The 23111-nt window shown below is 37.5% G+C and carries 18 protein-coding genes; 15 read left to right on the plus strand and 3 right to left on the minus strand.

Annotated features, from left to right (window positions below):
- Positions 1-9 precede the first annotated feature (9 nt).
- The 12 genes from C7437_RS09070 to C7437_RS09125 all read left to right on the plus strand — a co-directional run bounded on the left by C7437_RS09070 (position 10) and on the right by C7437_RS09125 (position 16686).
- Positions 10-918, plus strand: a complete 909-nt coding sequence (locus tag C7437_RS09070) for a DMT family transporter (RefSeq protein ID WP_111439355.1) — start codon at positions 10-12, stop codon at positions 916-918.
- A gap of 276 nt (positions 919-1194) precedes the next feature.
- Entirely contained in the window at positions 1195-2229 is a 1035-nt protein-coding gene (argC, locus tag C7437_RS09075; protein WP_111439356.1) for an N-acetyl-gamma-glutamyl-phosphate reductase, read from the plus strand.
- 19 nt (positions 2230-2248) lie between these two features.
- Positions 2249-3475, plus strand: a complete 1227-nt coding sequence (gene argJ, locus C7437_RS09080; protein ID WP_111439357.1) for a bifunctional ornithine acetyltransferase/N-acetylglutamate synthase — start codon at positions 2249-2251, stop codon at positions 3473-3475.
- Entirely contained in the window at positions 3438-4217 is a 780-nt protein-coding gene (gene argB / locus C7437_RS09085) for an acetylglutamate kinase (protein WP_111439358.1), read from the plus strand. The genes argJ and argB overlap by 38 nt, the downstream gene beginning before the upstream one ends.
- Positions 4214-5344 (plus strand): acetylornithine transaminase, encoded by a 1131-nt coding sequence (locus C7437_RS09090; RefSeq protein ID WP_111439359.1) that lies wholly within the window; start codon positions 4214-4216, stop codon positions 5342-5344. Before argB ends, C7437_RS09090 begins: the two co-directional genes overlap by 4 nt.
- 727 nt (positions 5345-6071) lie before the next feature.
- Positions 6072-7358: a nucleotide sugar dehydrogenase gene (locus tag C7437_RS09095; protein WP_111439360.1), complete on the plus strand. Its 1287-nt coding sequence runs from the start codon at positions 6072-6074 to the stop codon at positions 7356-7358.
- A 14-nt stretch (positions 7359-7372) separates the two neighbouring features.
- Positions 7373-8080, plus strand: coding sequence for a WecB/TagA/CpsF family glycosyltransferase (locus C7437_RS09100; RefSeq protein ID WP_111439361.1), 708 nt, complete (start codon positions 7373-7375; stop codon positions 8078-8080).
- A gap of 499 nt (positions 8081-8579) precedes the next feature.
- Positions 8580-9380: a C40 family peptidase gene (locus C7437_RS09105; protein ID WP_111439362.1), complete on the plus strand. Its 801-nt coding sequence runs from the start codon at positions 8580-8582 to the stop codon at positions 9378-9380.
- Between the two features lie 130 nt (positions 9381-9510).
- Positions 9511-10887, plus strand: a complete 1377-nt coding sequence (locus tag C7437_RS09110; protein ID WP_111439363.1) for a S1C family serine protease — start codon at positions 9511-9513, stop codon at positions 10885-10887.
- A 292-nt stretch (positions 10888-11179) separates the two neighbouring features.
- Positions 11180-13537, plus strand: a complete 2358-nt coding sequence (locus C7437_RS09115; RefSeq protein ID WP_111439364.1) for a SpoIID/LytB domain-containing protein — start codon at positions 11180-11182, stop codon at positions 13535-13537.
- A 72-nt stretch (positions 13538-13609) separates the two neighbouring features.
- Positions 13610-15850 carry a cell wall-binding repeat-containing protein gene (locus tag C7437_RS09120; protein ID WP_245909254.1) on the plus strand — a complete coding sequence of 747 codons (2241 nt, stop codon included), beginning with the start codon at positions 13610-13612 and terminating at the stop codon, positions 15848-15850.
- A gap of 11 nt (positions 15851-15861) precedes the next feature.
- Positions 15862-16686, plus strand: coding sequence for a hypothetical protein (locus tag C7437_RS09125; protein WP_111439365.1), 825 nt, complete (start codon positions 15862-15864; stop codon positions 16684-16686).
- A gap of 195 nt (positions 16687-16881) precedes the next feature.
- Here C7437_RS09125 and C7437_RS09130 read toward each other — a convergent pair whose 3' ends face one another.
- The 3 genes from C7437_RS09130 to C7437_RS17315 all read right to left on the minus strand — a co-directional run bounded on the left by C7437_RS09130 (position 16882) and on the right by C7437_RS17315 (position 19354).
- Positions 16882-18114 (minus strand): C40 family peptidase, encoded by a 1233-nt coding sequence (locus C7437_RS09130; RefSeq protein WP_111439366.1) that lies wholly within the window; start codon positions 18112-18114, stop codon positions 16882-16884.
- Between the two features lie 175 nt (positions 18115-18289).
- Positions 18290-19219, minus strand: coding sequence for a polyisoprenyl-teichoic acid--peptidoglycan teichoic acid transferase TagU (gene tagU / locus C7437_RS09135; RefSeq protein ID WP_111439367.1), 930 nt, complete (start codon positions 19217-19219; stop codon positions 18290-18292).
- Complete coding sequence (locus C7437_RS17315; RefSeq protein WP_281269941.1) at positions 19220-19354, minus strand: hypothetical protein; 135 nt, start codon at positions 19352-19354, stop codon at positions 19220-19222.
- A gap of 1309 nt (positions 19355-20663) precedes the next feature.
- Here C7437_RS17315 and C7437_RS09140 point away from each other — a divergent pair.
- The 3 genes from C7437_RS09140 (at position 20664) to C7437_RS09150 (ending at position 22937) form a co-directional block, all read left to right on the plus strand.
- Positions 20664-21398: a YveK family protein gene (locus tag C7437_RS09140; protein ID WP_111439368.1), complete on the plus strand. Its 735-nt coding sequence runs from the start codon at positions 20664-20666 to the stop codon at positions 21396-21398.
- A gap of 3 nt (positions 21399-21401) precedes the next feature.
- A complete protein-coding gene (locus C7437_RS09145; RefSeq protein WP_111439369.1) occupies positions 21402-22103 on the plus strand; it encodes a CpsD/CapB family tyrosine-protein kinase in 702 nt (233 codons plus the stop codon).
- Positions 22104-22169: 66 nt separating this feature from the next.
- The gene (locus C7437_RS09150; RefSeq protein WP_111439370.1) at positions 22170-22937 is read left to right on the plus strand and encodes a tyrosine-protein phosphatase; all 768 of its coding nucleotides are present in this window, start codon (positions 22170-22172) and stop codon (positions 22935-22937) included.
- The last annotated feature ends 174 nt before the right edge of the window (positions 22938-23111 follow it).

Consider the following 23111-nt stretch of genomic DNA (forward strand, 5'->3'; position numbering starts at 1 on the left):
GAACTACGGATGAAGCAATGGAAGATTTACACGATGCTCCTGTTGGTAATGTTTTTTTGGGGAGCTAATGTACCTATCTTAAAATACTTGGTCGCCGAAGTACCACCAGTGACACTAACAGGTTTTCGAATACTGGTTGCAGGTATAGTCGTAATACTGATCTTATGGAAAATGAAACTCATTCGAAAACCTTTCAAGCACGAGTGGAAATATATATTTTTAGGAACAATTACAAATGTAGTAGGTCATCATTATTTTCTAAACATGGGCTTATCAATAACAAGCGGGACGCACGGGGGACTAATATTAGGAACTGGTCCAATCTTAACGGCCATTTCAGCAGCAATCATATTAAAATACTTCCCAACTAAAGTACAGTGGATTGGATTATTATTAGGACTTGCAGGTCTGTCGCTTGCAGTTTTAGTTGGAAGTGAAACACAAGGTGCGAATATAGGGGATTTCTACGTTTTCCTAGCGATCTTCGCACAAGTTCTTAGTTATATGGTTATTAGTAAAGCAGCGAGAACCCTAAATCCACTTTTAATGACAGCTTATATGATGTTAATTGGAGCACCTATCATAATACTGATCAGTTTTATCCAAGAGCCTGGAGCTATTTTGGCATTTGGCGAGACAACTCAAAAGTTTTGGTGGTTATTCATTGCATCGGCAATTGTATGCACCGCAATTGGTCATCTAATGTACAATTACGCAGTTGGCCAAGCAGGACCGACAAAAGCCGCGATATTTATGAATTTTAACCCTTTATTTGCAATGATACTCTCGGCAATTTTCTTGGGAGAGATATTAAATTATCGACATTTCCTTGGCCTCATCTTAATCGTAGCAGGGGTAATGCTTGGATCTGGAGCAGCAGAGGATATGTGGAAAAAACATAAAGTGAAAAAAGAATAATCCAAAATAAATAATAGAAAAGGGTGACTTCTAACACAAGTCACCCTTTTTAGTGTAAAATTTTATATGGAGTAAAAAAGAAAATAAACTTTTCTACAAAGTAACGTCTAGAGCAAGCAGTCATGTTCCTGCGCAAAGCTCATCGCAGAAGAACGGTGTCCCTCGGGGCAGAAACAGGCGCTTCCGCTTTTCATACTTTAGTAGATAAAAATACATTTGACTTTATAATTATACAGTCATATACTAGTTCTAACTTATTTATATGGAGTGAGCGAAATGAAAGTAGGAATTATTGGTGCAACAGGGTACGGTGGACTAGAGTTAATAAGAATTTTACATAATCATCCATCAGTATCGAACATTGATCTATTTACATCATCAGATGAAGGAAGTATTTTTTCTGATAAATATACACATTTACTGAATATTTATGACCAAGATTTACTTAAAATAGATAATAGTAGGTTAAAAGAACTCGACGTAGTGTTTACAAGTACTCCTTCTGGCGTTTCTAGTACACTACTTCCTTCCTTAATCGGGCTTGGGCCAAAGCTAATTGACCTATCAGGGGATTTCCGATTGAAAGACTTAGCGGAGTATGAGCGATGGTATAAAAAAACACCAGCTCCTGCTGAGGCAGTTGAGCAAAGCGTATACGGATTAACCGAGTGGAATACAGAGGCTATAAAGGATGCGGCCATTATCGCAAATCCTGGATGCTACCCGACGGCGGTACTGCTTTCCTTATTACCGCTCTTAAAAAATAACTTAATCGATGCAAATAATATTGTTATTGATGCGAAAAGTGGCGTATCTGGCGCTGGAAACAAGCCTAGTCAAATGACGCATTTCAGTGAAACGAATGAAAATACAGCCATTTATAAAATTCACGAGCACCAACATATTCCAGAAATTGAGCAAGCGATTGGGATGTTTGCGAAACACCATTCACCAATTACTTTCACAACGACGCTAGTTCCAATGACTAGAGGGATACTTGCGACAAGTTATGTGCCAGTCACAACTGGGACTACTGAAAAGCAATTAGTTGAAGCACTTGAAGAGAAATATGCAGACCAGCCATTTGTACGTATCATAAAAGATGCTGCTAAATTTGGAACAAATCAAGTGCGCGGGAGTAATTACTGTGATATCCATGTGCGACTGGATCCACGAACAAACCGAGCTACAATCGTTTCAGCTATTGATAATTTAGTAAAAGGTGCGGCAGGTCAAGCGATTCAAAACATGAACGTGCAGTTCGGTTTAGACCAAACAACTGGTCTCCGTTTAGTACCGCTATTCATTTAAATAATTGGAGGAGTAAATCATGAGTTCAAGCACAATGATTATGAAAAAAATTTCATTAAAAAATATAGCATCACCAAAAGGGTTTAAAGCAACTGGTATCCACTGTGGACTAAAGCATAAGAAAAAGGATCTAGCATTACTTTTCAGTGAAGTTCCAGCAAGTGTAGCGGGCGTTTTCACAACAAATGCTATAAAAGCGGCACCACTTCTGATTACGAAAGATGTTGTGTACCAAACAGGAAAAATACAAGCAATCATCGTAAATTCAGGGAATGCCAACGCCTGCACAGGTAAGCAAGGAATGGCAGATGCATACACGATGCAAAAATTAACAGCTGAAAAACTAGGCATTGCGCGTAATTTAGTTGGCGTTGCATCAACTGGTGTTATTGGGGAAATGATGAAAATGGATCCAATCATTACTGGGATTCAACAATTAGAACCAATTGACGAACTAGAAGGCGCTATTGGATTCTCTCAATCGATTATGACAACGGATACCGTTACGAAAAACACTGCTTATAAAACAATGATCGATGGCAAAGAAGTGATTATTGCTGGAACTGCAAAAGGTTCTGGAATGATCGAACCTAATATGGCGACGATGCTTGGCTTTATAACAACGGATGCGAACATCGAATCCAAATATCTGCAATCTGCATTGAAATCAATTACCGACATTACGTTCAACTCAATTACAGTCGACGGTGATACTTCGACAAATGATATGGTCATTGTTATGGCAAACGGGATGGCGGAAAATAATACGCTAACACCTGATCATCCAGAATGGGAAAATTTTGTGAAAACATTACATGCTGTGTCACAAGACTTAGCGAAAATGATTGCAAAAGATGGAGAAGGTGCTACGAAATTAATTGAAGTGGAAGTTAAAGGTGCAATTTCCGATGTAGAAGCACGTAAAATAGCGAAAACTGTAGTTGGTTCACCACTTGTGAAAACAGCTGTATTTGGAAATGACGCAAACTGGGGTAGAATCATTGCGGCTGTAGGCTATAGTGGTGCTACACTTGATCCATATGCCATCACAATTCATCTAGGTTCTACAAAAGTTGTAGAAAACGGAGAGCCGGTTAGCTTCTCAGAGGAAGATTTAATTGTTTATTTGAAACAACCAGAAGTGAAAATTTTTGTCGATATTCATCAAGGAGCAGGCCACGGCTTAGCTTGGGGGTGTGATTTAACGTATGACTATGTCCAAATCAACGCAAGCTACCGTTCTTAAACGCATCGTTGTCAAACTAGGAGGCAGTATGCTCGAAGGGTTGAATGATCAGTTTTTCATGAACTTCAAGCGACTGCAAGAAGAAGGAAATCAGTTAATCATCGTACATGGCGGAGGTCCGGCGATTAACAAAGAATTGGCACGAAATAACGTTACATCAACTACTATAAACGGTATCCGAGTAACTTCTAAGGAAGCGGTCGGGATCGTCCAGTCAACTTTAATCGGCAAAGTCAATCCGGCTTTAGTTCACGAGTTGAATAAAGACGGGATTGTAGCAGTAGGCTTAAGTGGCTATGATGGACAACTACTAGAATGTACATTATTAAATGAAGAAATATATGGCTTCGTAGGAGAAATACAACAAGTAAATACGTCCCTACTAGACACGTTTCTACAAGCTGGAGTCACGCCAGTTATTGCTTGTATTGGGTGTACAGCAGATGGACATGCATTAAACATTAATGGAGACACGGTGGCAAGTGAAATCGCGCTCGCAATGAAAGCCGATAGTTTATTGCTCGTAACGGATACACCAGGTATTAAAATCAATGACGTAGTGCAAGAAATGGTTACGCAAGCGGAAATAGATAATTGGATTGAAACAGGAGATATTTTCGGCGGCATGATTCCCAAAGTGCAAGCCGCTGTAGAGTGCTTACAATCTGGTATTCCATCCGTTCAAATAGTTGGAGAAAAGCTAGTAGGAACGGTAATCATATCTCAGGAGGTAAACGCATGAGTTCATTATTTAAAAATTACGGCCGTCGTCCCGTTCATTTAGTGAGCGGCAAAGGCACGATTGTAACAGATGAAACGGGGAAAGAATACCTTGATTTCACGAGTGGAATAGCAGTACTTAGTTTAGGCCATGCACATCCTGCAATCGTAGAAGCGATTCAAAAGCAAGCAGAGAAACTTTGGCATACATCAAATTTATTTGAAAGTCCGGAGCAAGAAAAATTAGCTGCGACACTAGAGAAAGACACACATCTGGCTCATGCCTTTTTCTGTAATAGTGGAGCAGAAGCAAACGAAGCAGCGATTAAACTAGCTCGCAAGCATACACAAAAACATGTCATCATCACATTCGAAAAATCTTTCCACGGACGTACTTTTGGAGCGATGTCCGCAACTGGGCAAGAAAAAATACGCCAAGGATTTGGACCATTACTAGAAACATTTAAAACGATTCCTTTCAATGATGTAGCTGCACTAGAAGCAGTCATTGATGACGAAGTAGCAGCAATCATGCTTGAAGTGATCCAAGGAGAAGGCGGCGTGAACCAAATCTCTCCTGAATTAGCACAAGCAATCACGGATATCTGTTCAGAAAAAGGCATCTTACTGATCGTAGACGAAGTGCAAACAGGAATCGGACGTACAGGAACTCGCTACGCATACGAGCAAACCGTACTGAAACCCGACATCATGACACTAGCAAAAGGCCTAGGCGGAGGCTTCCCAATCGGAGCAATGCTTGGCACAAGCGCTCTATACGAAACGTTCGGACCAGGTACACACGGAACCACTTTCGGAGGAAACCCACTAGCCGTTTCAGTTGCACAAACCGTATTAAATCATGTATTCAACCCAACATTCTTAACCAATGTCAACGAAAAATCGACATACTTTAAAGAAAAACTAGCAGCATCACTTCCAAACCATACCATCGTAGGCTCCGGTCTACTACTCGGTATCGTATGCGCTGAAGACGTAGCACCATACGTAAACCTTGCCGAACAAGCAGGGCTACTACTAGTATCAGCAGGACCAAACGTCATCAGACTCCTGCCGCCACTAACCGTAACAAACGAAGAAATCGATCAAGCAGTAGCGATACTAGCGAATATACTAAATAGCAATTAAAGCGCTATTTACCACAGTAAAAGCCACCCAACTTAGGGTGGCTTTTATTGTGTTTCTACTTTTCAATTTGGGAAAACTGGCTAAGAGGGGAAAGAAACAGCCCCGCCCAGGAGTTAGCCACAAATTGAAGGAATATTTGAGTCTGACACAGGGACAGGGCACAATTTTCACTTTGCTAGGTGCATTTCACGGCTGGATGTTATATTAAAATTTAACAGATTCCTTACGAGTTCCACTCAAAGCACGACAAGTTCCACACAAACACGCGAGTTCCACCCAAACACACACAAGTTCCACAAAAGCACGCACGAGTTCCACGCAAAGCACGACAAGCTCCACTCAAACACACGAGTTCCACACAACCAAACGCAAGTTCCACAAAAGCACGCACGAGTTCCACACAAAGCACGACAAGTTCCACACAAGCACGCGAGTTCCACTCAAACACACGCAAGTTCCACCTAAACGCACACAAGTTCCACGCAAAGCACGACAAGCTCCACACAAACACGCGAGTTCCACAAAAGCACGCACGAGTTCCACGCAAACACACGCGAGTTCCACACAACCAAACGCGAGTTCCACAAAAGCACGACAAGTTCCACCCAAACGCACGACAAGTTCCACCCAACCCCCGCCACACCAACCCCCAAATAACACAAACGTGTAAAACCCTTAAAAATGTGCTATAATACTGCAGTGTAAATAAAGAAAGGAAGTACCTAAAATGCAAAAAACAATATGTGTGATAGGCCTAGGTTACATCGGACTTCCAACCGCAGTAACATTCGCAAACCACGGTGTCAGAGTACATGGGGTAGACGTAAACGAAAAAGCAGTAGAAATGATTCAAAATAAGCAACTTCATATAGAAGAAAATGGTCTCCAAGAAAGATTGGATAAAGCAATCGACGAAGGCCTACTAACAGTTTCCACAACACCAATAGAAGCAGACATATTCATCGTCGCAGTACCATCACCAATCAACGCTGATAAAACAGCAAATCTAGAATACGTTCGTGCTGCAACAGCATCAATCATTCCTTATGTAAAAGAAGGTAACTTAGTAGTACTAGAATCTACAGTGCCACCAAAAACAGTAGAAAACATCATGCTACCAGAACTAGTGAAAACTGGTCTCGAAATCGGTACACAACTATACGTATCCCATTCACCAGAGCGCGTTATTCCTGGTAAAATCTTTGAAGAATTAGTGAATAATGACCGTATTGTTGGGGGAATTAACGAAAAATCATCCCAATTAACGAAAGAACTTTACGAAACATTTGTTAAAGGAAAAATTCACATTACAGACGCGACAACAGCGGAACTAGTAAAAGTAATGGAAAACACATACCGTGACGTGAACATTGCCTTTGCAAACGAGCTAGCAAAAATTGCAGAGAAAATTGACGTGAATATTTGGGAAGCGATCCATTTTGCAAACTTCCATCCACGTGTAAACATTCACTATCCAGGTCCTGGAGTAGGAGGACATTGTATCGCAGTTGATCCGTGGTTCCTTGTAGAATTGGATCCAGAAGCAGCAATTATTCACCAAGCACGTATTACAAATGATGGAATGCCGGAATACACAGCTCTAAAAACGAACAAAATCCTGTCAGAAACAAACAAAACAGGTGGAAAAGTCGCTGTATTTGGATTAGCATTCAAAGGGAATGTAGATGATATGCGTGAAAGCCCATCAACAGAAGTAATTGTAGAACTACAAAAACTAGGGCTAGAAGTAGTGTCATACGATCCGCATATTAAAACAAACACGCATCCGACACAAACACAATCACTACAAGAAGCAACATCAGGAGCAGACATCATCCTTGTTCTAACAGATCATAAAGAATTCAAAGAATTACAACCAACAACTATCCTAGATAACCTAAATTCCGCAATCGTATTAGATACGAAAAACTGTCTACAACGTGCAGAATGGGAAGCAGCAGGATTTGTTTTTTACACACTTGGTGACTCTAAAAACAAAAACCTCAATAAATAGGAGCTATTAAACCCATGAAAGAAATAATTCTAGGCGTGAAAGTAGATACAGACAACTACGACGAGCTGATTAAAAAACTATTCAAGCGAATAGACAACAAAGAAAAATCATTAGTCGTAGCAATAAACCCTGAAAAACTGATGAAAGCAAAAGAAGATCAGTCTTTAAAAGACCTTCTAAACCGTGCAGAATTCCAAATTCCGGACGGTATAGGAGTCATCCTTGCATCAAAGTTAAATAAAGGGAATATCAAATCTCGTGTAACTGGTATCGACATGATGGATCGTATCGTTAGAGAAGCTGCCAAAACTGGTAAGTCTATTTACCTTTACGGAGCAAAACCAGGTGTTGCCGATCAAGCAGCCCAAGCACTGAGAAGTAAATACCCATCACTAAAAATAGCAGGTATCCAAGACGGCTATGAACAAGATAACGAAAAAGTAATCCAAAAAATTAATGAAGTAAAACCAGAAATCCTTTTTGTTGCAATGGGAAGTCCAAGACAAGAAAACTGGATCGAAGCAAACAGGGACAGACTCTATCCATCGCTATATCAAGGAGTGGGTGGATCATTCGACGTTTTAGCAGGTAATGTAAAACGTGCACCGAAGCTCTTTTTAAACACTGGAACAGAGTGGTTATATCGTTTAATGATAGAACCGACTAGAATAAAAAGGCAACTGGCATTACCATTATTCTTAGTTGAAACATTAAAGAAATAAGTACTATTTTGTATAACTGGATGTAACAAAGATGCACTTCCTATGATTTATGGGAAGTGCATCTTTTTTGCGTTCGGGTAAAGAGAGGGTCAATCTAGAAAGTGAGATTATTAATCTATCATTTAGGAGATTTGGTTTTGTCCGATTCTAATGGGATTAACAGAGGATATCTATTTATGTTTTGTTGTGTTCGATAGACTCTTTGTTACGCTCGTGCTAAATTTGTCTTCATTAAAAAATACTAATTCTTGCTATCTAATCAGAAAAAAAGTTACTCTGACAATAAAAACCTCTACTAAATCACCTCTATTAGGCATGAATCAACGATGTTATATACCCTTTAAACTCTATGTTTAAAAGCGTTTTAGAAGACTGTAATATAATTGTAATAAACTTGTAAACTAAATGAAGTTGAGTTTATGACTCTATTTATCTATAGTTAGTAACAGATAAGAGTATTCGGATTGATTTATAACTGAGATGTTTTGGAGGAGAAAAAATGAAGAAGTTTTTAACAACAGTAATAATGGCAGGAGCACTTTTGATAGCAAGTCCTGTAGGTGCTGCTAATCTTGAATTTTCAAATGCACAGAACAAGGAAGTTACAAAATCAACTGTAAGCTACGCAAATCCATCAGTAGATCAAGTTGCTTCTAGTAGAGCATATACTGTCTCTGGAACATACAAAACAAATTACAATACAAACGTTCGCGCGGATGCAGGAACAAACTATAAAAAAGTGACATTAGCAAAAAAAGGCACGATAGTTACTGCAACACATAAAAAAACAATTGGTGGAAAAGTTTGGTATAAAGTAAATGTAAACGGCAAATCTGGTTGGATACTAAGCTCACTTCTAGCAATAGTTAAACCAACAAAAAAAGCTACAACTGCTAAAATAACAACAAAAGCTGTAACTAAAACTTCTTCAAATATTAGTACAACAAATTCTTCTAATATGATTAGTGTTGCAAAATCACTATTAGGCACACCTTACCGTTTTGGTGGAACTACAACAGCAGGATTTGACTGCAGTGGATATGTACAATATGTTTATAAAAAATCTGGTAAAAATATTTCAAGAAATACAGCAACACAATTTGCTCAAACGGATACAGTTAAAAATCCACAACCGGGAGACTTAGTGTTTTTCGCAAATACATATAAGTCTGGAATTTCTCACGTAGGTATTTATATTGGAAACAATAGTTTTATTCATTCTGGTGGTAAAAAAGCAGAAATTATAAGCTTAAATAATTCGTATTGGGGCAAGAAATTCCATAGTTTCAAACGTCTATAATAGAATTTCTTTATAAAACTACCTATCATCTATTTGATAGGTAGTTTTTTTAGATTCAGTGTTATAATGAAGGGAAAATGAATTCTTTTTATGTCTATATAATTATCCAGTAATAGGGGGGATCATTAAAATGTTGAAAAAATCGGGAAAACACGTGAAAACTACAAACAAACGTATTAAATACATCACTATAAGTGCATTAACTATATTTACTCTAGCGATATTGGGTACTATTTATTTTAGTAATACTAATGAAGAGGAATCTCAAAGACCTTCATCAGGTTTAACTGATGTAGATGAAATAGTAAAAGCTTTTCCAGAACCAGAACCAGTACCAGAACCAGTACCAGAACCAGAACCAGTGCCAGAACCAGAACCAGAACAAAAACCTGAACAGGAAGTGAAGGAAGAGCCGCAAGAAACGGTGGAAGTTCCTGTTACAAAGGTTGAAGAGACAGAGGATACATCTGTAGAGATAACAGAGAAACCGAAAGAAGCAGTAGTACTGCAAGAAAAGCCGAAAAAAGATTTTTCCACAACAATTGCAAATGCGAAACAATTTGTATATACAATCTATTCAGATGTAGAACAAGGTTCGGGATTCCTGTACAATTCATCAGGTGATATTCTTACCAATGCACATGTATTAAAGGATGCATCTTATGTCACTGTAAAAAACAGCAATGGCCAAGAATTTGATGGCCAAATTATCGGTATTTCAGAAACACAAGATATAGCGCTTGTGAGGGTGTTAGAGTTGGCCGATAAACAGCCACCTCCAATGGAAATGTCACAAGTAGGCGTAGGTACAGAAGTATTCTCCTTAGGTAGTCCAGGGAATATTGCTAATACGTCTTCAGAAGGCGTGATCACGAGTGTTGGGAAGACAATTGTTGATGATTTCACATATGCCAATTTGTATGAAATGAATGCGTTGATTAAACAAGGCTCGAGTGGCGGTCCATTAATAAATGCTAGTACAGGGAAAGTGTTAGGGATCAATTCGATCGTGCTGACGGATAACCCTCAGATTGGCTATGCGATTCCAATCTACACAGTTAGCAAGCAATTAAACGATTGGGTAGCAAATCCGTTAATTCCACCTGATCCGGAGAAAGAAATATTACAGCATGTAGATGATGCCTATTTAGATGAAGAATTATTAGCAAGCTTTATAGTCGATTATTACGAACTTTTCTTGTTTGGTTTGAATGATGTAACAAGTAAGTACTATATAAGTTTCTTATATCCAGGTAGTCAAGCAGAAACAGATGAGCAGAAAAAGATGGAAGAGCTCAGAAAGCTGCAGCAAGCATATAGTAATGTGAAAACAGTAGTAAATAGCGTATTAGTATCGGAAGACAGTGCGGTAATTGATGCAGATGCAACATTTACTTACACAGATTCACAAGATAAACAAACGAAGACAGTAATTCGTAAAGCGACATTCACCGTTGTTCTTGATCAATACGGAGATTATCAAATAAAAGAAGTTATTGTAAAATAAATAAAAGCCCTGGAAAACTTTATTGTTTTCCAAGGCTTTTTTCAAATTAAATTAAAAAAGAATCTACAAGTTAAAATTAGAGACTATAAATCTAGTAATGCATTTTACATATATAGAAGTAAAAAGTCCATTTCTTAATAGGTATTAATCTCCGTGTACCTCTAGATTAATAATAGATTATATAGATTCAAAGGTAATAAGATGCATTTTCCATAATTGGGGTATAAGAACTTTTTTAAATCAAGTATAATTTAAGAATACTATATTACAGAAAAGGAGCAACAAAGAACTCATGAAAAAAATGTTTGCAATAATAGCTTTTTCCCTATTTATGTTAATAGGCACCTCAAATGTTTCGGCTGCAAGTACTGAGAACTTCATTATAAAAGTAGAACTCAAAAACAATCTCGGCCCATCAAATACATATAAATTTACACCTAAAGGCCAATCAGTCCTTAAAGAAGATGCGAACATTGTATTTACGAAAGACCGCACATATACACTTTCAATCGTAAATTCAAAAATTCGTATTATGGATGGAAATCAGGTAATCAAAGATGGATTATCCACTGTTTCAATTATTCCTGAAACGTACACGAAAGAAAATTTTGTACTATTGAACAACACGAAAAATACAATAAATCGACCTCATATGGGAACAATTGAATTTCAACTTAAAATGGAAAGTAATTTATTACAATTACAACCTGTAAACCATATTGGCTTTGAAGATTATCTAAAAGGTGTTGTACCAGGAGAAATGTATGCTTCTTGGGGAGTAAGTGGCGGAATGGAAGCATTAAAAACACAAGCTGTTGCAGCTCGTTCATACGTATTTGCTTTAATGAATGGAGATGCAAATAAAGTTATTAACGATACAACCTTTTATCAAGTTTATGCGGGATTTATTTGGGATCCTATTTCACCTTCTTGGGATTCGTATTATAAGTATTCAACTCAAGCAGTAGATGAAACAAAAGGTGAAATAATGACCTATACAAAATCTAATGGTACGAAAGGTTTTGTAGAAGGACTTTATTCTTCTTCAAACGGAGGACAAACAGAACTGCCACAACAGTATTGGAGTAATAGTTTGCCGTATATTAAAAGTTCAAAAGTAGATACTTTTGATACTGTAAAATGGCCAACTGCATTAATCTTCAAAAAACAACAGTTAGCTAGCCTTGACTATACGACTCCTGAAAAATGGTGGAGTACAACGAACGAACAAAATCTAGATATTAAATTAGTTAATGCAAACAGTCAAAAAGCATTTACAAGTTTGAAAAATCGTATGTTAAGCGATCTTAAAAAAGTGGATCCAACAATTAGCTCAATCAAAATCGAGTCTATTAATAGCGTGGGTACACAAAAATACGATAATACAGGTAAAGTGAAACAGTTTAACTTAAATGTAAATTATTTAGAAGAAAAAGAAGATATAAATGGAGATAGCATCTATACGATGGAGCTTGGAACACAATCAAAAACACTTGCCGGTGAAGATCGGTTTGAGACTTCTGTAGAAATAGCAAAAGAAGGTTGGAAAACTAAACCTCAGACTGTAGTTATAGGTCGAGGGGATATACCAGTAGATGCACTTGCAGGTACAGTACTTGCTTCTAAAAATGATGCACCAATGCTATTAACAAGAACGAATGCACTTCCAGAAACAGTAACGAATTATTTGAAAACATCAGTAACAGCAGGAGCAAAAGTATATATTCTTGGTGGAACAGGTGCGATTTCAACTGAAGTTGAAAACCAAATTAAGGCGCTAGGTTTCCAGGTTAAAAGATTAGAAGGAATAAGTCGTACCGAGACTTCTATAGCGATTGCTGAGGAAATCGGGAAATCTAATAAAGTATTTTTCGCTACAGGTAACTCAGAATCATCTGACGCACTCTCTATATCTGCGTATGCAGCGCGAAATGGAAATCCTATCATCATACAAAATGGAGCGAAGGTAATAACATCGACTTTCAATTACTTGAATAAATATGGTGTGGGACAAGTTGATTTAATCGGAGGAACTTATGCGGTTCCACAAGAAGTTGCAACAGAGTTAACTTCAAAAGGCTATAAAGTAGATAGAGTAGCAGGTACAGGGCGTGTGGAAACAAGTATTGCTATTAATAAGAAGTATCCGATGGGTACTGATACTTTAGTAATTGGAAATGCTTATAATTTTGTTGACGCACTTTCTGGAGCAGTTCTATCTGCAAAAAATAATGCTTCCATTTTACTTTTAAATTCTTCCTTAGAAGTTGCACATAAAGACTATTTGAAAACAATAACAAGACCCAAAACTGTATACTACTTAGGAGGGAATTATGTAGTTTCAAAAGAACTTAAATATGAGTTAGCCCCTTATGTAGGTGGCGTTCTTCAATCACAAAAATATACTTTAAGTTTAACAGGATCACAGTTACGTTCAGTATTAGGAAGTTCCGTTCTTAGAAGTACAGATTTTGACACATATATATCCACAGGTCAATTTGAACTGAATGGAACAGGTTATGGTCATGGGATCGGTATGAGTCAGCATGGAGCATATGCTCGAAGCAAAGCAGGACATAAATACGATGCTATTCTAGAATTCTACTACGATGGAATAAAAATTGAACAAGCAATGAATAACACTAAATAACAGACAGATTACAGGAGAGGGTACGCCTTCTCCTGTAATTAAATTTTTACATAGAAATGAGGAAATATTACATTGAAGAACAAAGGAATTCTCTCTTTATTAATCATGGGCCTTATCTTATGTTTCTTGCCATACAAGGCTAATGCAGAAGAAGAGTTGAAACCACTCGTAATTATCGATCCAGGCCACGGTGGAAAATATTCTGGAACAGCAGGTTACTCCGGCTCTAAAACAGGTTATTATGAAAAACGCGCCAATATTGAAGTCTCACTTAAACTTCGCAATACCTTAGTAGCAAAAGGGTATGAGGTATTCATGACTCGTTCTACAGATAAACACTTTTCAACTGTTTCAAGTTCAGAAGATTTAAAACAAAGAACGAGAGTTGCCAATAATGCAGCTATAGGTAGAAATGATAATACTATTTTCATATCAATTCATCATAATGCGACTTCATCACCATCTTATTCAGGTTATGAAACTTACTACTATGATGCGAAACAAATTGATCCGTCTTATCCACCAGATCCAATGCAGATAGTCTATTCCGATGAAAGTCATCGACTAGCTAAGTTAACGCATGCAAGTGTCATAAATTCAGGTGCAAACACGGAAGGCCGTGGTATTGTTCATTACAGTTTATATGTAACTAGAAATGCGCAAATGCCATCTATATTAGCTGAAGTTGAATATATGTCTAATCCATATGAAGAAAAGAAAGTGAAAACAGCTACTTTTCAACAAGGCATTGCCAATGCTCTAGCAGTAGGGGTAGACAACTATTTTAATTTGTACATTGTCCAAGACAGTAAGGGAAAGCAACTTAAGACTTTTACTAACAGCCAAGATGCCCTTACGTATGCAAAGAAATTAAAAAATGTACAAGTATTTTACAAGAAATCTGGAAAATACATATTTAACAATTTTAGTTATGACTACCGAGCGTATCATCTATCGGTTGATTTAGCGCAAACGAAATTTATATCATATGAAGAAGCAGTGGCATTTACAAAAGCATATAAAAATACGCGAGTGGTGCATCATCCAACTGGAAAAGTTGTTTGGTCCAATTATCTTGTGAAGCGTTTTGACCTGGTAAATGCTAATGCAATAGTTACGAATCAATACTTCCGAGAGCATCAAGCAGTTAATGATGCAATCACGCAAGAGAAAGTAACAGTTAAGGATAACGTAAGCTCAAGTATTGTTTATTCCTCAATTGTCACACCATCATTTGATGTGTATCATGCAACAAAAGGGAAATTAAAATCATTTTTCAATCAAGAAGAGGCAATAGCTTATGCAAAACTTTGGCCATCAACAAGAGTAGCAAATAACACAAATCATACAACTATATATACAAATACAAACACAACAAAAGTAGCGAAAACAAGTGTAACAGTTAAAGGGCAAACGCGATATGGTACGTCAATTGAAGTTTCTAAAATGCTCTATCCAACTGGATTCCCAAGTGATAAAGCAGATAAAACGATTGTCATTGCGACTGGTGAAGAATTTGCAGATGCATTATCAGCAGGACCACTTGCAGCTCAATATGGAAATGCACCTATACTATTAAATCCTTCAGGCAGTTTACCAGTAGAAACAATAGCTGAAATCAAACGACTGGGTGGAAATCATATTATTTTAGTAGGTGGAGCTGGTGCAATTTCTGCAGGAGTTGAAAATGAACTAAGAATTAAATTCCCAACTGCAAAAGTAGAGAGAATCTCAGGTGCTGATAGATATGCTACGAATGACGCTATCAATAATAGATTGTCGAAACCATCTGGTATTTTTGTAGTATCAGGGAAAGATTATCCGGATGCATTGGCAGCAAGTGCTATTGCAGTAAATAAAAACTATCATATTATTTTAACAGATGGTACTACGTATAGAGAAAGTATGAATAAACAAGTTTATAGCACGCCAACATTTATTGTTGGAGGTCCATATGCCGTTTCGGATATATTGATGGATAAAATTAAAGAACGAGCAGGAGCGGATCTTGTAAAACGTCTATCAGGGAAAGATCGTTATGCAACAAACGCTGCCTTAATAGAGCAATTTAGTGATTCTCTTCAATCTCCTGTTTTCTTAGTTTCTACAGGATTGAATTATCCAGATGCTTTAGTTACATCTGCATTAGCAGCAAAATATGCTGCACCACTCTATCTAGTAAAAGATAGTCTTCCAGATGCATTAAAACCAAGTTTAACTACTTATCTGAAAGAAAGAGTTACTACAACTTCTATATACATAGGTGGTGTAGTAACAGACCAAGTTAAAAATCAAATTGATATTCTGAAGTGAGGAGAGAGAAAATGAACATATTAAAACCCTTTGCATGGTCAGTAGTAATTCTTTTGATTCTTTCTGGATGTAGCGAAGACAAAGATGAGCCTAACCCTGAGAGTACAGTTGCAGAAGAGACTTCCGTGAGTAATGAAAACTCGGAGGAAGACCAAACAGAAATAGAAACTACAACGACTGAACCGAAACTAGAAGAAAACAATGAACAAGTAGAAGATAAAACAGAGCAAGTAGATGCAAATACTGAAAAAGTAGAAGATAACACTGCAACAGAAAAAGCTGAAGAAGAATCTGAAAGTACAGAGTCTACAAACGAAGATACAACAGAAGAACTTCAAGGTGTTGAGCTTTACATGCCGGAAAGACAGATGAAGAAAATCTTTAAGAGCGATGAATTTGAAATCATTCGAGAAGTAGAAGCGATTGAGGGGAATTTAGTGCTAGAAAAAGTTACATTTGGAGATGTGGAAGTAGTTCAAGTTTCTGAATGGACAGAGAGTACAATGAAACTTCTATTCAATGGTCCAAATGAAAGCGATAAAATAACATTAGGCAACTATCCAAAAAGTGCAGCTCCAGAAGTGTTAGTTGATAAGTCTGCAAATAGCTCTGCAAATTGGAAGGTAAAAGAAGAAGGGCTAACGCTTGATATGCAGGGACAACAATACAAAGATGTTTTACTAATCGAGCAGTCCATTACTTCCGAAACATCCGACCAAGTAACTATTACTCGTTATGCATTAGGAAAAGGCCTAGGAATTATTAAAGAAGAACAAATTGTTCGCAGTGGTAAGACAGAAAAACAATATATTACAGAACTAGTAGAAGTTCAATAGTCTAAAGTTGATATTCGATGATAGTATCGAATATCAACTTTTTTCAATTCTCAAGTCCAAATAGGCTAGTTCCTCTTTGGGCTTGAGAATAATGAATGCAATAACTAAAAAAACAAACAGGGTAAATACACCGTATATCTATGGTGTATTTACCCTGTTTGGAAATATAAAATTTGTAATGTTTACATACAACACTTAATCCATTGCGTAAAAACGTTTATAGCTGTCGAAATGCTTGCTCCAGTAGCTATTGTTTAAACTAGTAACTTGAACACGATCTCCGCCAGCGTGGACGAAGGAGTTGTTTCCAATATATATACCTACGTGTGAGATTCCACTCGTATATGTATTTGAAAAGAAGACTAGATCTCCAATTTGTGGACTTGACACTTCATAAGAACGTGCATCCAATCCTTTTGCATTTGTTCGCGGAAGGTTAATGCCTGCTGCTTTGTTATATACATAATAGATGTATCCGCTGCAGTCAAATCCGCCTGGTGATGAACCACCCCATACATAAGGGACGCCTTTAAAAGAGGTTGCTAAAGAAATTAGCTTATTAATAGTAGTTGAGTTTGAACTAGATACTTCTGGTGTTGTAACAGGAGTAGAAACCTGAGATGTACCTGGTTGTGGAACAGTGACACGATTCTCAATTTTTAATACTTGTCCTACGCGAATTATACTAGAAGTTAAACCGTTCCAAGTTTGCAATTGTGTCACAGTAATTCCGTGACGGTAAGCAATTCCTGATAATGTATCTCCACCTACAATTTTATAGCTTCCGGTTGGGGAAGATTCTACTTTTGTCGGAGCGGTTGTATTTCCAGTTACTTTCAACGTTTGACCAACATAGATCAAATGACCAGAAATCCCATTTAATTGTTGTAACTTGGAAACAGTAGTACCTTTCTTACTAGCAATCCTTGATAATGAATCGCCACTTACAACTGTATAACTGTCTGTAGGAGAAGTTTCAGATTTCGTTGTCGCTTCAGTATTAGTAGAGGCAGTGCCAGTTACTTTCAACGTTTGCCCAACATAGATCAAATGACCAGAAATCCCATTTAATTGTTGTAACGTAGCAACAGTAGTTCCATAGTTACTAGCAATTCTAGACAATGAGTCACCAGACTTTACCTTGTAAGTGGAAGTCGCACTAGTAGTGGATTCTGTCTTATTTGTTTTAACTGAGTTAACTGGTGTAGAAGTCGATCCAGCTAATTCCAATGTCTGATTTACATAGATCATATCAGAACTTAACTTATTCCATTGTTTTAAACTAGATATAGAAACATTGTTTTGAGAAGCTATTTTCCAAAGTGAATCACCTGATTTTACTTTGTATGTGCTTGCTTCAGCTTCGGCAGCCCCAATAGCAAGTGCTAGTGAACCTGTGGCAAGAACGGAAATTGCGAGTTTCTTCATCTTATCTCTCCTTAATATGGGTGGATATTGTATAAATCACCAATTATCGATATTGTGAACATACCTATCATTCTATAGAACGATAGACTAATAGGCAATGGAGATATAAATACAGTTGTGTTACAAATGTAAATTCAAAAAAAAGAAGGGGATATAAAGCCCCTTCTTTTGAATCTTATAATTCTAAATGTGTTTTTAGTGTTGTTTTAATTTCATTTAATTCTTCATCGTTCATCATATAATAATATATTCCATCAATTTTCTGTCCTGCACCATTTTGGATATATAATTGATCCACTTTACCAAACGCATCGCGATAATTAGCTTGTACATCCACCATTTCATCGAATGTCATATTCGTACGAACATTATCTCCGATTGCACCAAAGATGCTCTTATAGTTTACTAAACTATTAACAGAAGCTCCCTCACGAAGAACCGCTTGGATAACTTGTTTTTGACGATCCTGACGACCAAAGTCACCTCTTGGGTCTTCATAACGCATACGTACGAAAGAAAGAGCTTCTTCGCCATCTAACGTTATTTCACCAACAGGATACGAGTAATCGTCTACGGTGAAGTCTAAGGTATTATTCACTGTGATTCCACCAACAGCATCTACAATATCCTTAAAGCTATCCATATTAACTTGTACAACATAGTCAATCGGTATATCTAGTAAATTCTCAACCGTATGCATCGACATTTCAATCCCACCAAATGCATAGGCGTGATTAATCTTGTCCATCTTTCCTTTACCGATAATTTCGGTATACGTATCACGTGGAATACTCACCATGGTAGATGATTTTGTTTCAGGATTAACGGTTAAAACGATAATTGTATCAGAACGTCCCGCATCGCCTTCTCTTTCATCTACACCAAGAACAAGCACGGAGAAAGGCTCTTTGTCATCAAAAGTAACTGGTGCATCACGTTTATCGGAAACTTCACGCTCAATTGGTTGGTGTATGTCACTCACAGTATCTGTAAATCCTTTAAAGATCATAAATCCGTAAATAAGAACGATGACTAAAACTACAGCCAAGATTCCAACGATCCAAGGCCATTTCTTTTTCTTTTGTTTCTTGCCTAATCTGCTCAACTAAATTCCTCCATCTATTTTGCGATAAAATACTCGATACGTGAATGGCTCAAATAATACGACATCGTATCCAGCTTCCACATTTATTGGACGTTCTAGCGTGAATTGTACGATAGTTTGATCAAAACCATTCACAGTTACTTCTATTGAATATAGCTAAATACTATTAATGTGATACATATTCATAAAACAAAAAATGCGAATAGTACTCTTTTATTTATATATACTCCTTTCGAAAAAATAGATAAACGGAACAAAGCCAATATAAATTAATTATGCCATAAAACGGCAAGATTTGATATGTTGTCATATTAATATGTATGATAGAATAGCAGCCTGTCCCTGTGTCAGCCACAAATTGAAGAAATATTTGAGTCTGACACAGGGACACGACCCAGTTTCTTTTTGGTAACCGCTACTTATGAAGTAACAATTTCTTCTCTTTCAAACAATCTCCCAAACAGAACCACCGCCCCGCCCCTGTGTTAGACTCAAATGCTCCCCAATTTGTGGCTAACACCGGGGCGGGAAACAAAACAACATCCAAACAAACCAACCAGCTTTCTTTTTTTAGACTCAAATGTCCCTCAATTTGTGGCTAAAAAAAGAAAGCGCTCCTAAAACTACCCCACCCAAACCAACCCGCCAAATAAAAACTCCCAAACAACAAAAATACCCAAAATCCACACACGACATAATTAAAAATAAGTACAAAAACACGAAATAAGTCCCGTTTTGCACTTATTTACGGATAAGTCGTATATCAATTTTGCTCTATTTTAACAATCATGATTTATAAAGTGAATAGAAAAATTAAACGTGTAGTAATGTTAGGAGTAATTAGATTTGCTCTAAGAGCGCACCCAGGAGTTAGCCACAAATTGAAGAAGCATTTGTGTCGAACTCCTGGGAGCTTAGTGTATTTTTCTGGCGAGGTTCAGCAGCGTGTCCCTGTGTCAGCCACAAATGGAAGAAATATTTGAGTCTGACACAGGGACACGACCCAGTTTCGTTTGGGCTACCGCAACTATGAAGTAACAATTTCTTCTCTTTCAAACAATCACTCAAACAGAACCACCGCCCCGCCCCTGTGTTAGACTCAAATGCTCCCCAATTTGTGGCTAACACCGGGGCGGGAAACAAAACAAAATCCAACCAAACCAACCAAGCTTTCTTTTTTTAGACTCAAATGCCCCTCAATTTGTGGCTAAAAAAAGAAAGCGCTCCCCAACCCCACACTCATCCCTAGCCCTATCTACTAAAAACCACCAGCCAAACCACCCAATCTTCCGCTAAAATTCACCAATCTTCCACAAATTCCCCAAACATCCAACAATACATTGAAAAAAGTGAAAATTTGTAATTGCTATAGAAACAAATATGGTATACTAAAATCTGACAATCTATCAAAACCAATTAACACGCAAAGGGGTAGCAAACGCAGATGGAAGAAACGATTAGCTTACAAGATTTATTCAAAACACTCAAAAAGAGGGCGCTATTAATAATCGCTGCCATGATACTTGCAGTAACCATTGCGGGAATTATTAGCTATTTCTTTTTAACACCAATTTACCAAACTTCCACACAAATACTAGTAAACCAACAAAAAGCACCAGCACAACAACAAGACTACAACTCACAAGACATCCAAACAAATCTACAACTGATCAATACATACAATGTCATTATTAAGAGTCCCGCGATCTTGTCTAAAGTAATCCAAAAATTAGACCTAGACACGACACCGGCAGCACTAACCGGTAATATTACGGTAGAAAGCGCTGAAAACTCTCAAGTGGTGAGCATTACCGTACAAGATCCAGAAGCTTTTAGAGCAGTAGATATTGCCAATACAACAGCAGAAGTATTCCAACAAGAAATCAAAAAACTTATGAGTGTCGACAACGTAAATGTTCTATCACCAGCAGTACTAACAGAGAACCCAGCACCAGTAAAACCAGATCCAATGCTGAACATGGCAATCGGAGCAGTCATTGGTCTTATGCTAGGGGTCGGGATTGCATTCTTACTAGAGTACTTAGATACAACGATTAAAAACGAACAAGACATAGAAGACATTCTTCAATTACCAATCATTGGACTGATCAGCCCAATACCAGAAGGTACGAAGGTAAGTACAGCAAATATGATTCAGTCAAGACGAAAGCGAGTGTAGACTATGGCCAAAAAGACTAAAAACTTAAAAGAAATAGCGCGTAAACTAATCGTAAAAACGTCTCCCAAATCATTTGTATCCGAACAGTTTCGAGGAGCACGCACAAATATTAACTTCTCTATGCCAGACGGAGAACTTAAGACACTATTAGTTACTTCTTCTCTTCCAGGGGAAGGGAAGTCTACTACTTCTGCAAATCTAGCTTATCTGTTTGCACAAGAAGGAAAACGGGTAATATTAATAGACGGCGATATGCGTAAGCCAACTGTACACTATACGTTCCATCTAACCAACACAATAGGGTTATCTAACGTATTAACGAAAAAAGTATCAGTAATGGACGCGTTAAACGAAACAGACCTAGAAAACCTACAAATCATTACAAGTGGTCCGATCCCTCCGAATCCAGCAGAGTTACTAACTGCCAGTTCGATGGATGACATGATTACGACATTAAAAGAAACGTATGACCTAATTATATTTGATGCACCTCCTGTGCTATCCGTGACAGATTCGCAAATACTGGCCAATAAAAGTGATGGAACGGTACTAGTTATTAGTGCTGGAGACACAGATAAAGTCAGTGCACTAAAAGCGAAAGAGTTGTTGCTTGCGTCGAAAGCGAAAATTATCGGAACAGTACTCAATAACTTTAAGCTTGAAAAAGATCATCACTATTACCAATATTATGGTACAGGGGAGTAAAGGCATAACAGTGCCTTTTACTCTTTTTTCATGACCAATACTTAGAATTCCAGGAGAATTAGACCAATGATAGATATACATTCACACATACTACACAACGTAGATGATGGGCCGAAGAGTAAGGAAGAAGCAATTGAAATGCTAGAACAAGCGGTACAAGAGGGAATATCAGAAATCATTTCGACATCCCATGCACTATCGCCGCAATACAATGTAGCAGCACAAACGGTCGAAAAACAAGTAAAGACATTACAAGAAGAAATGATGCTTCGACAAATCCCCCTTAAAATCCACGTAGGGCATGAAGTGCGTTTAAGAGACGATCTCGTACAACTATTAAAAGAAAAGAAGATATATACATTAGCAAACTCCAAATACTTACTACTCGAGCTACCTTCTGGGGAAGTGCCTCACTATACAGTAAATATGATCCATGCATTGCTATCCGAAGGGATCCAACCGGTTATTGCGCATCCAGAGAGAAACAGAGCGATTGCAGATAAACCAAGTCGATTAGCAAAATTGATTAGTCAAGGAGCGATTGCACAAGTTACGGCAGGAAGTTTAGCGGGGCATTTTGGTAGAACGATACAAAAGCTATGCCTTGAATTAGTAGATGCGAATTTAGTTCACTGTTATGGTTCGGATGTGCATAATCTTAGTACAAGACCGTTTAAATTTGATGTAGGTTTACGTTATTTAGAGAAGCATAAACGCCTAGATGCGGTCGATCTATTCTTGGAGAACAATGCGAGAATTGCGGAAGACGGAGATGTTATCATTTTAGAGCCAGAAGACCTACAAACGCGAAAATGGTATAATTTTTTCTCGTAATACGTGGTGTAATTATCAATTTTTTGATGTTTAAAATAACCAAAATTTCAAAAAAATATGAAAATACAAATTTCGACAAACAATATATGAGTCTTTCGATCTATTTATTTGTCAAAAGTCCTATTTCAACTAATAAAAAAGCCTAAGCTTTTCCCAAAGTGATATAATCATAAT

This window comes from Psychrobacillus insolitus (genome assembly GCF_003254155.1).
Lineage (GTDB): Bacteria > Bacillota > Bacilli > Bacillales_A > Planococcaceae > Psychrobacillus > Psychrobacillus insolitus.

Excerpts from the sequence above, each read along its gene's own strand:
- C7437_RS09110 (WP_111439363.1), top strand. The coding sequence starts at position 9,511 with ATGTTGAAAAAATCGGGAAAACACGTGAAAACTACAAACAAACGTATT.
- argJ (WP_111439357.1), top strand. The coding sequence starts at position 2,249 with ATGAGTTCAAGCACAATGATTATGAAAAAAATTTCATTAAAAAATATA.
- C7437_RS09140 (WP_111439368.1), top strand. The coding sequence starts at position 20,664 with ATGGAAGAAACGATTAGCTTACAAGATTTATTCAAAACACTCAAAAAG.
- argB (WP_111439358.1), top strand. The coding sequence starts at position 3,438 with ATGACTATGTCCAAATCAACGCAAGCTACCGTTCTTAAACGCATCGTT.
- C7437_RS09090 (WP_111439359.1), top strand. The coding sequence starts at position 4,214 with ATGAGTTCATTATTTAAAAATTACGGCCGTCGTCCCGTTCATTTAGTG.
- C7437_RS09070 (WP_111439355.1), top strand. The coding sequence starts at position 10 with ATGAAGCAATGGAAGATTTACACGATGCTCCTGTTGGTAATGTTTTTT.
- C7437_RS09095 (WP_111439360.1), top strand. The coding sequence starts at position 6,072 with ATGCAAAAAACAATATGTGTGATAGGCCTAGGTTACATCGGACTTCCA.
- argC (WP_111439356.1), top strand. The coding sequence starts at position 1,195 with ATGAAAGTAGGAATTATTGGTGCAACAGGGTACGGTGGACTAGAGTTA.
- C7437_RS09150 (WP_111439370.1), top strand. The coding sequence starts at position 22,170 with ATGATAGATATACATTCACACATACTACACAACGTAGATGATGGGCCG.
- C7437_RS09130 (WP_111439366.1), bottom strand. The coding sequence starts at position 18,114 with ATGAAGAAACTCGCAATTTCCGTTCTTGCCACAGGTTCACTAGCACTT.
- C7437_RS09115 (WP_111439364.1), top strand. The coding sequence starts at position 11,180 with ATGAAAAAAATGTTTGCAATAATAGCTTTTTCCCTATTTATGTTAATA.
- C7437_RS09100 (WP_111439361.1), top strand. The coding sequence starts at position 7,373 with ATGAAAGAAATAATTCTAGGCGTGAAAGTAGATACAGACAACTACGAC.
- C7437_RS09125 (WP_111439365.1), top strand. The coding sequence starts at position 15,862 with ATGAACATATTAAAACCCTTTGCATGGTCAGTAGTAATTCTTTTGATT.
- C7437_RS09145 (WP_111439369.1), top strand. The coding sequence starts at position 21,402 with ATGGCCAAAAAGACTAAAAACTTAAAAGAAATAGCGCGTAAACTAATC.
- C7437_RS09105 (WP_111439362.1), top strand. The coding sequence starts at position 8,580 with ATGAAGAAGTTTTTAACAACAGTAATAATGGCAGGAGCACTTTTGATA.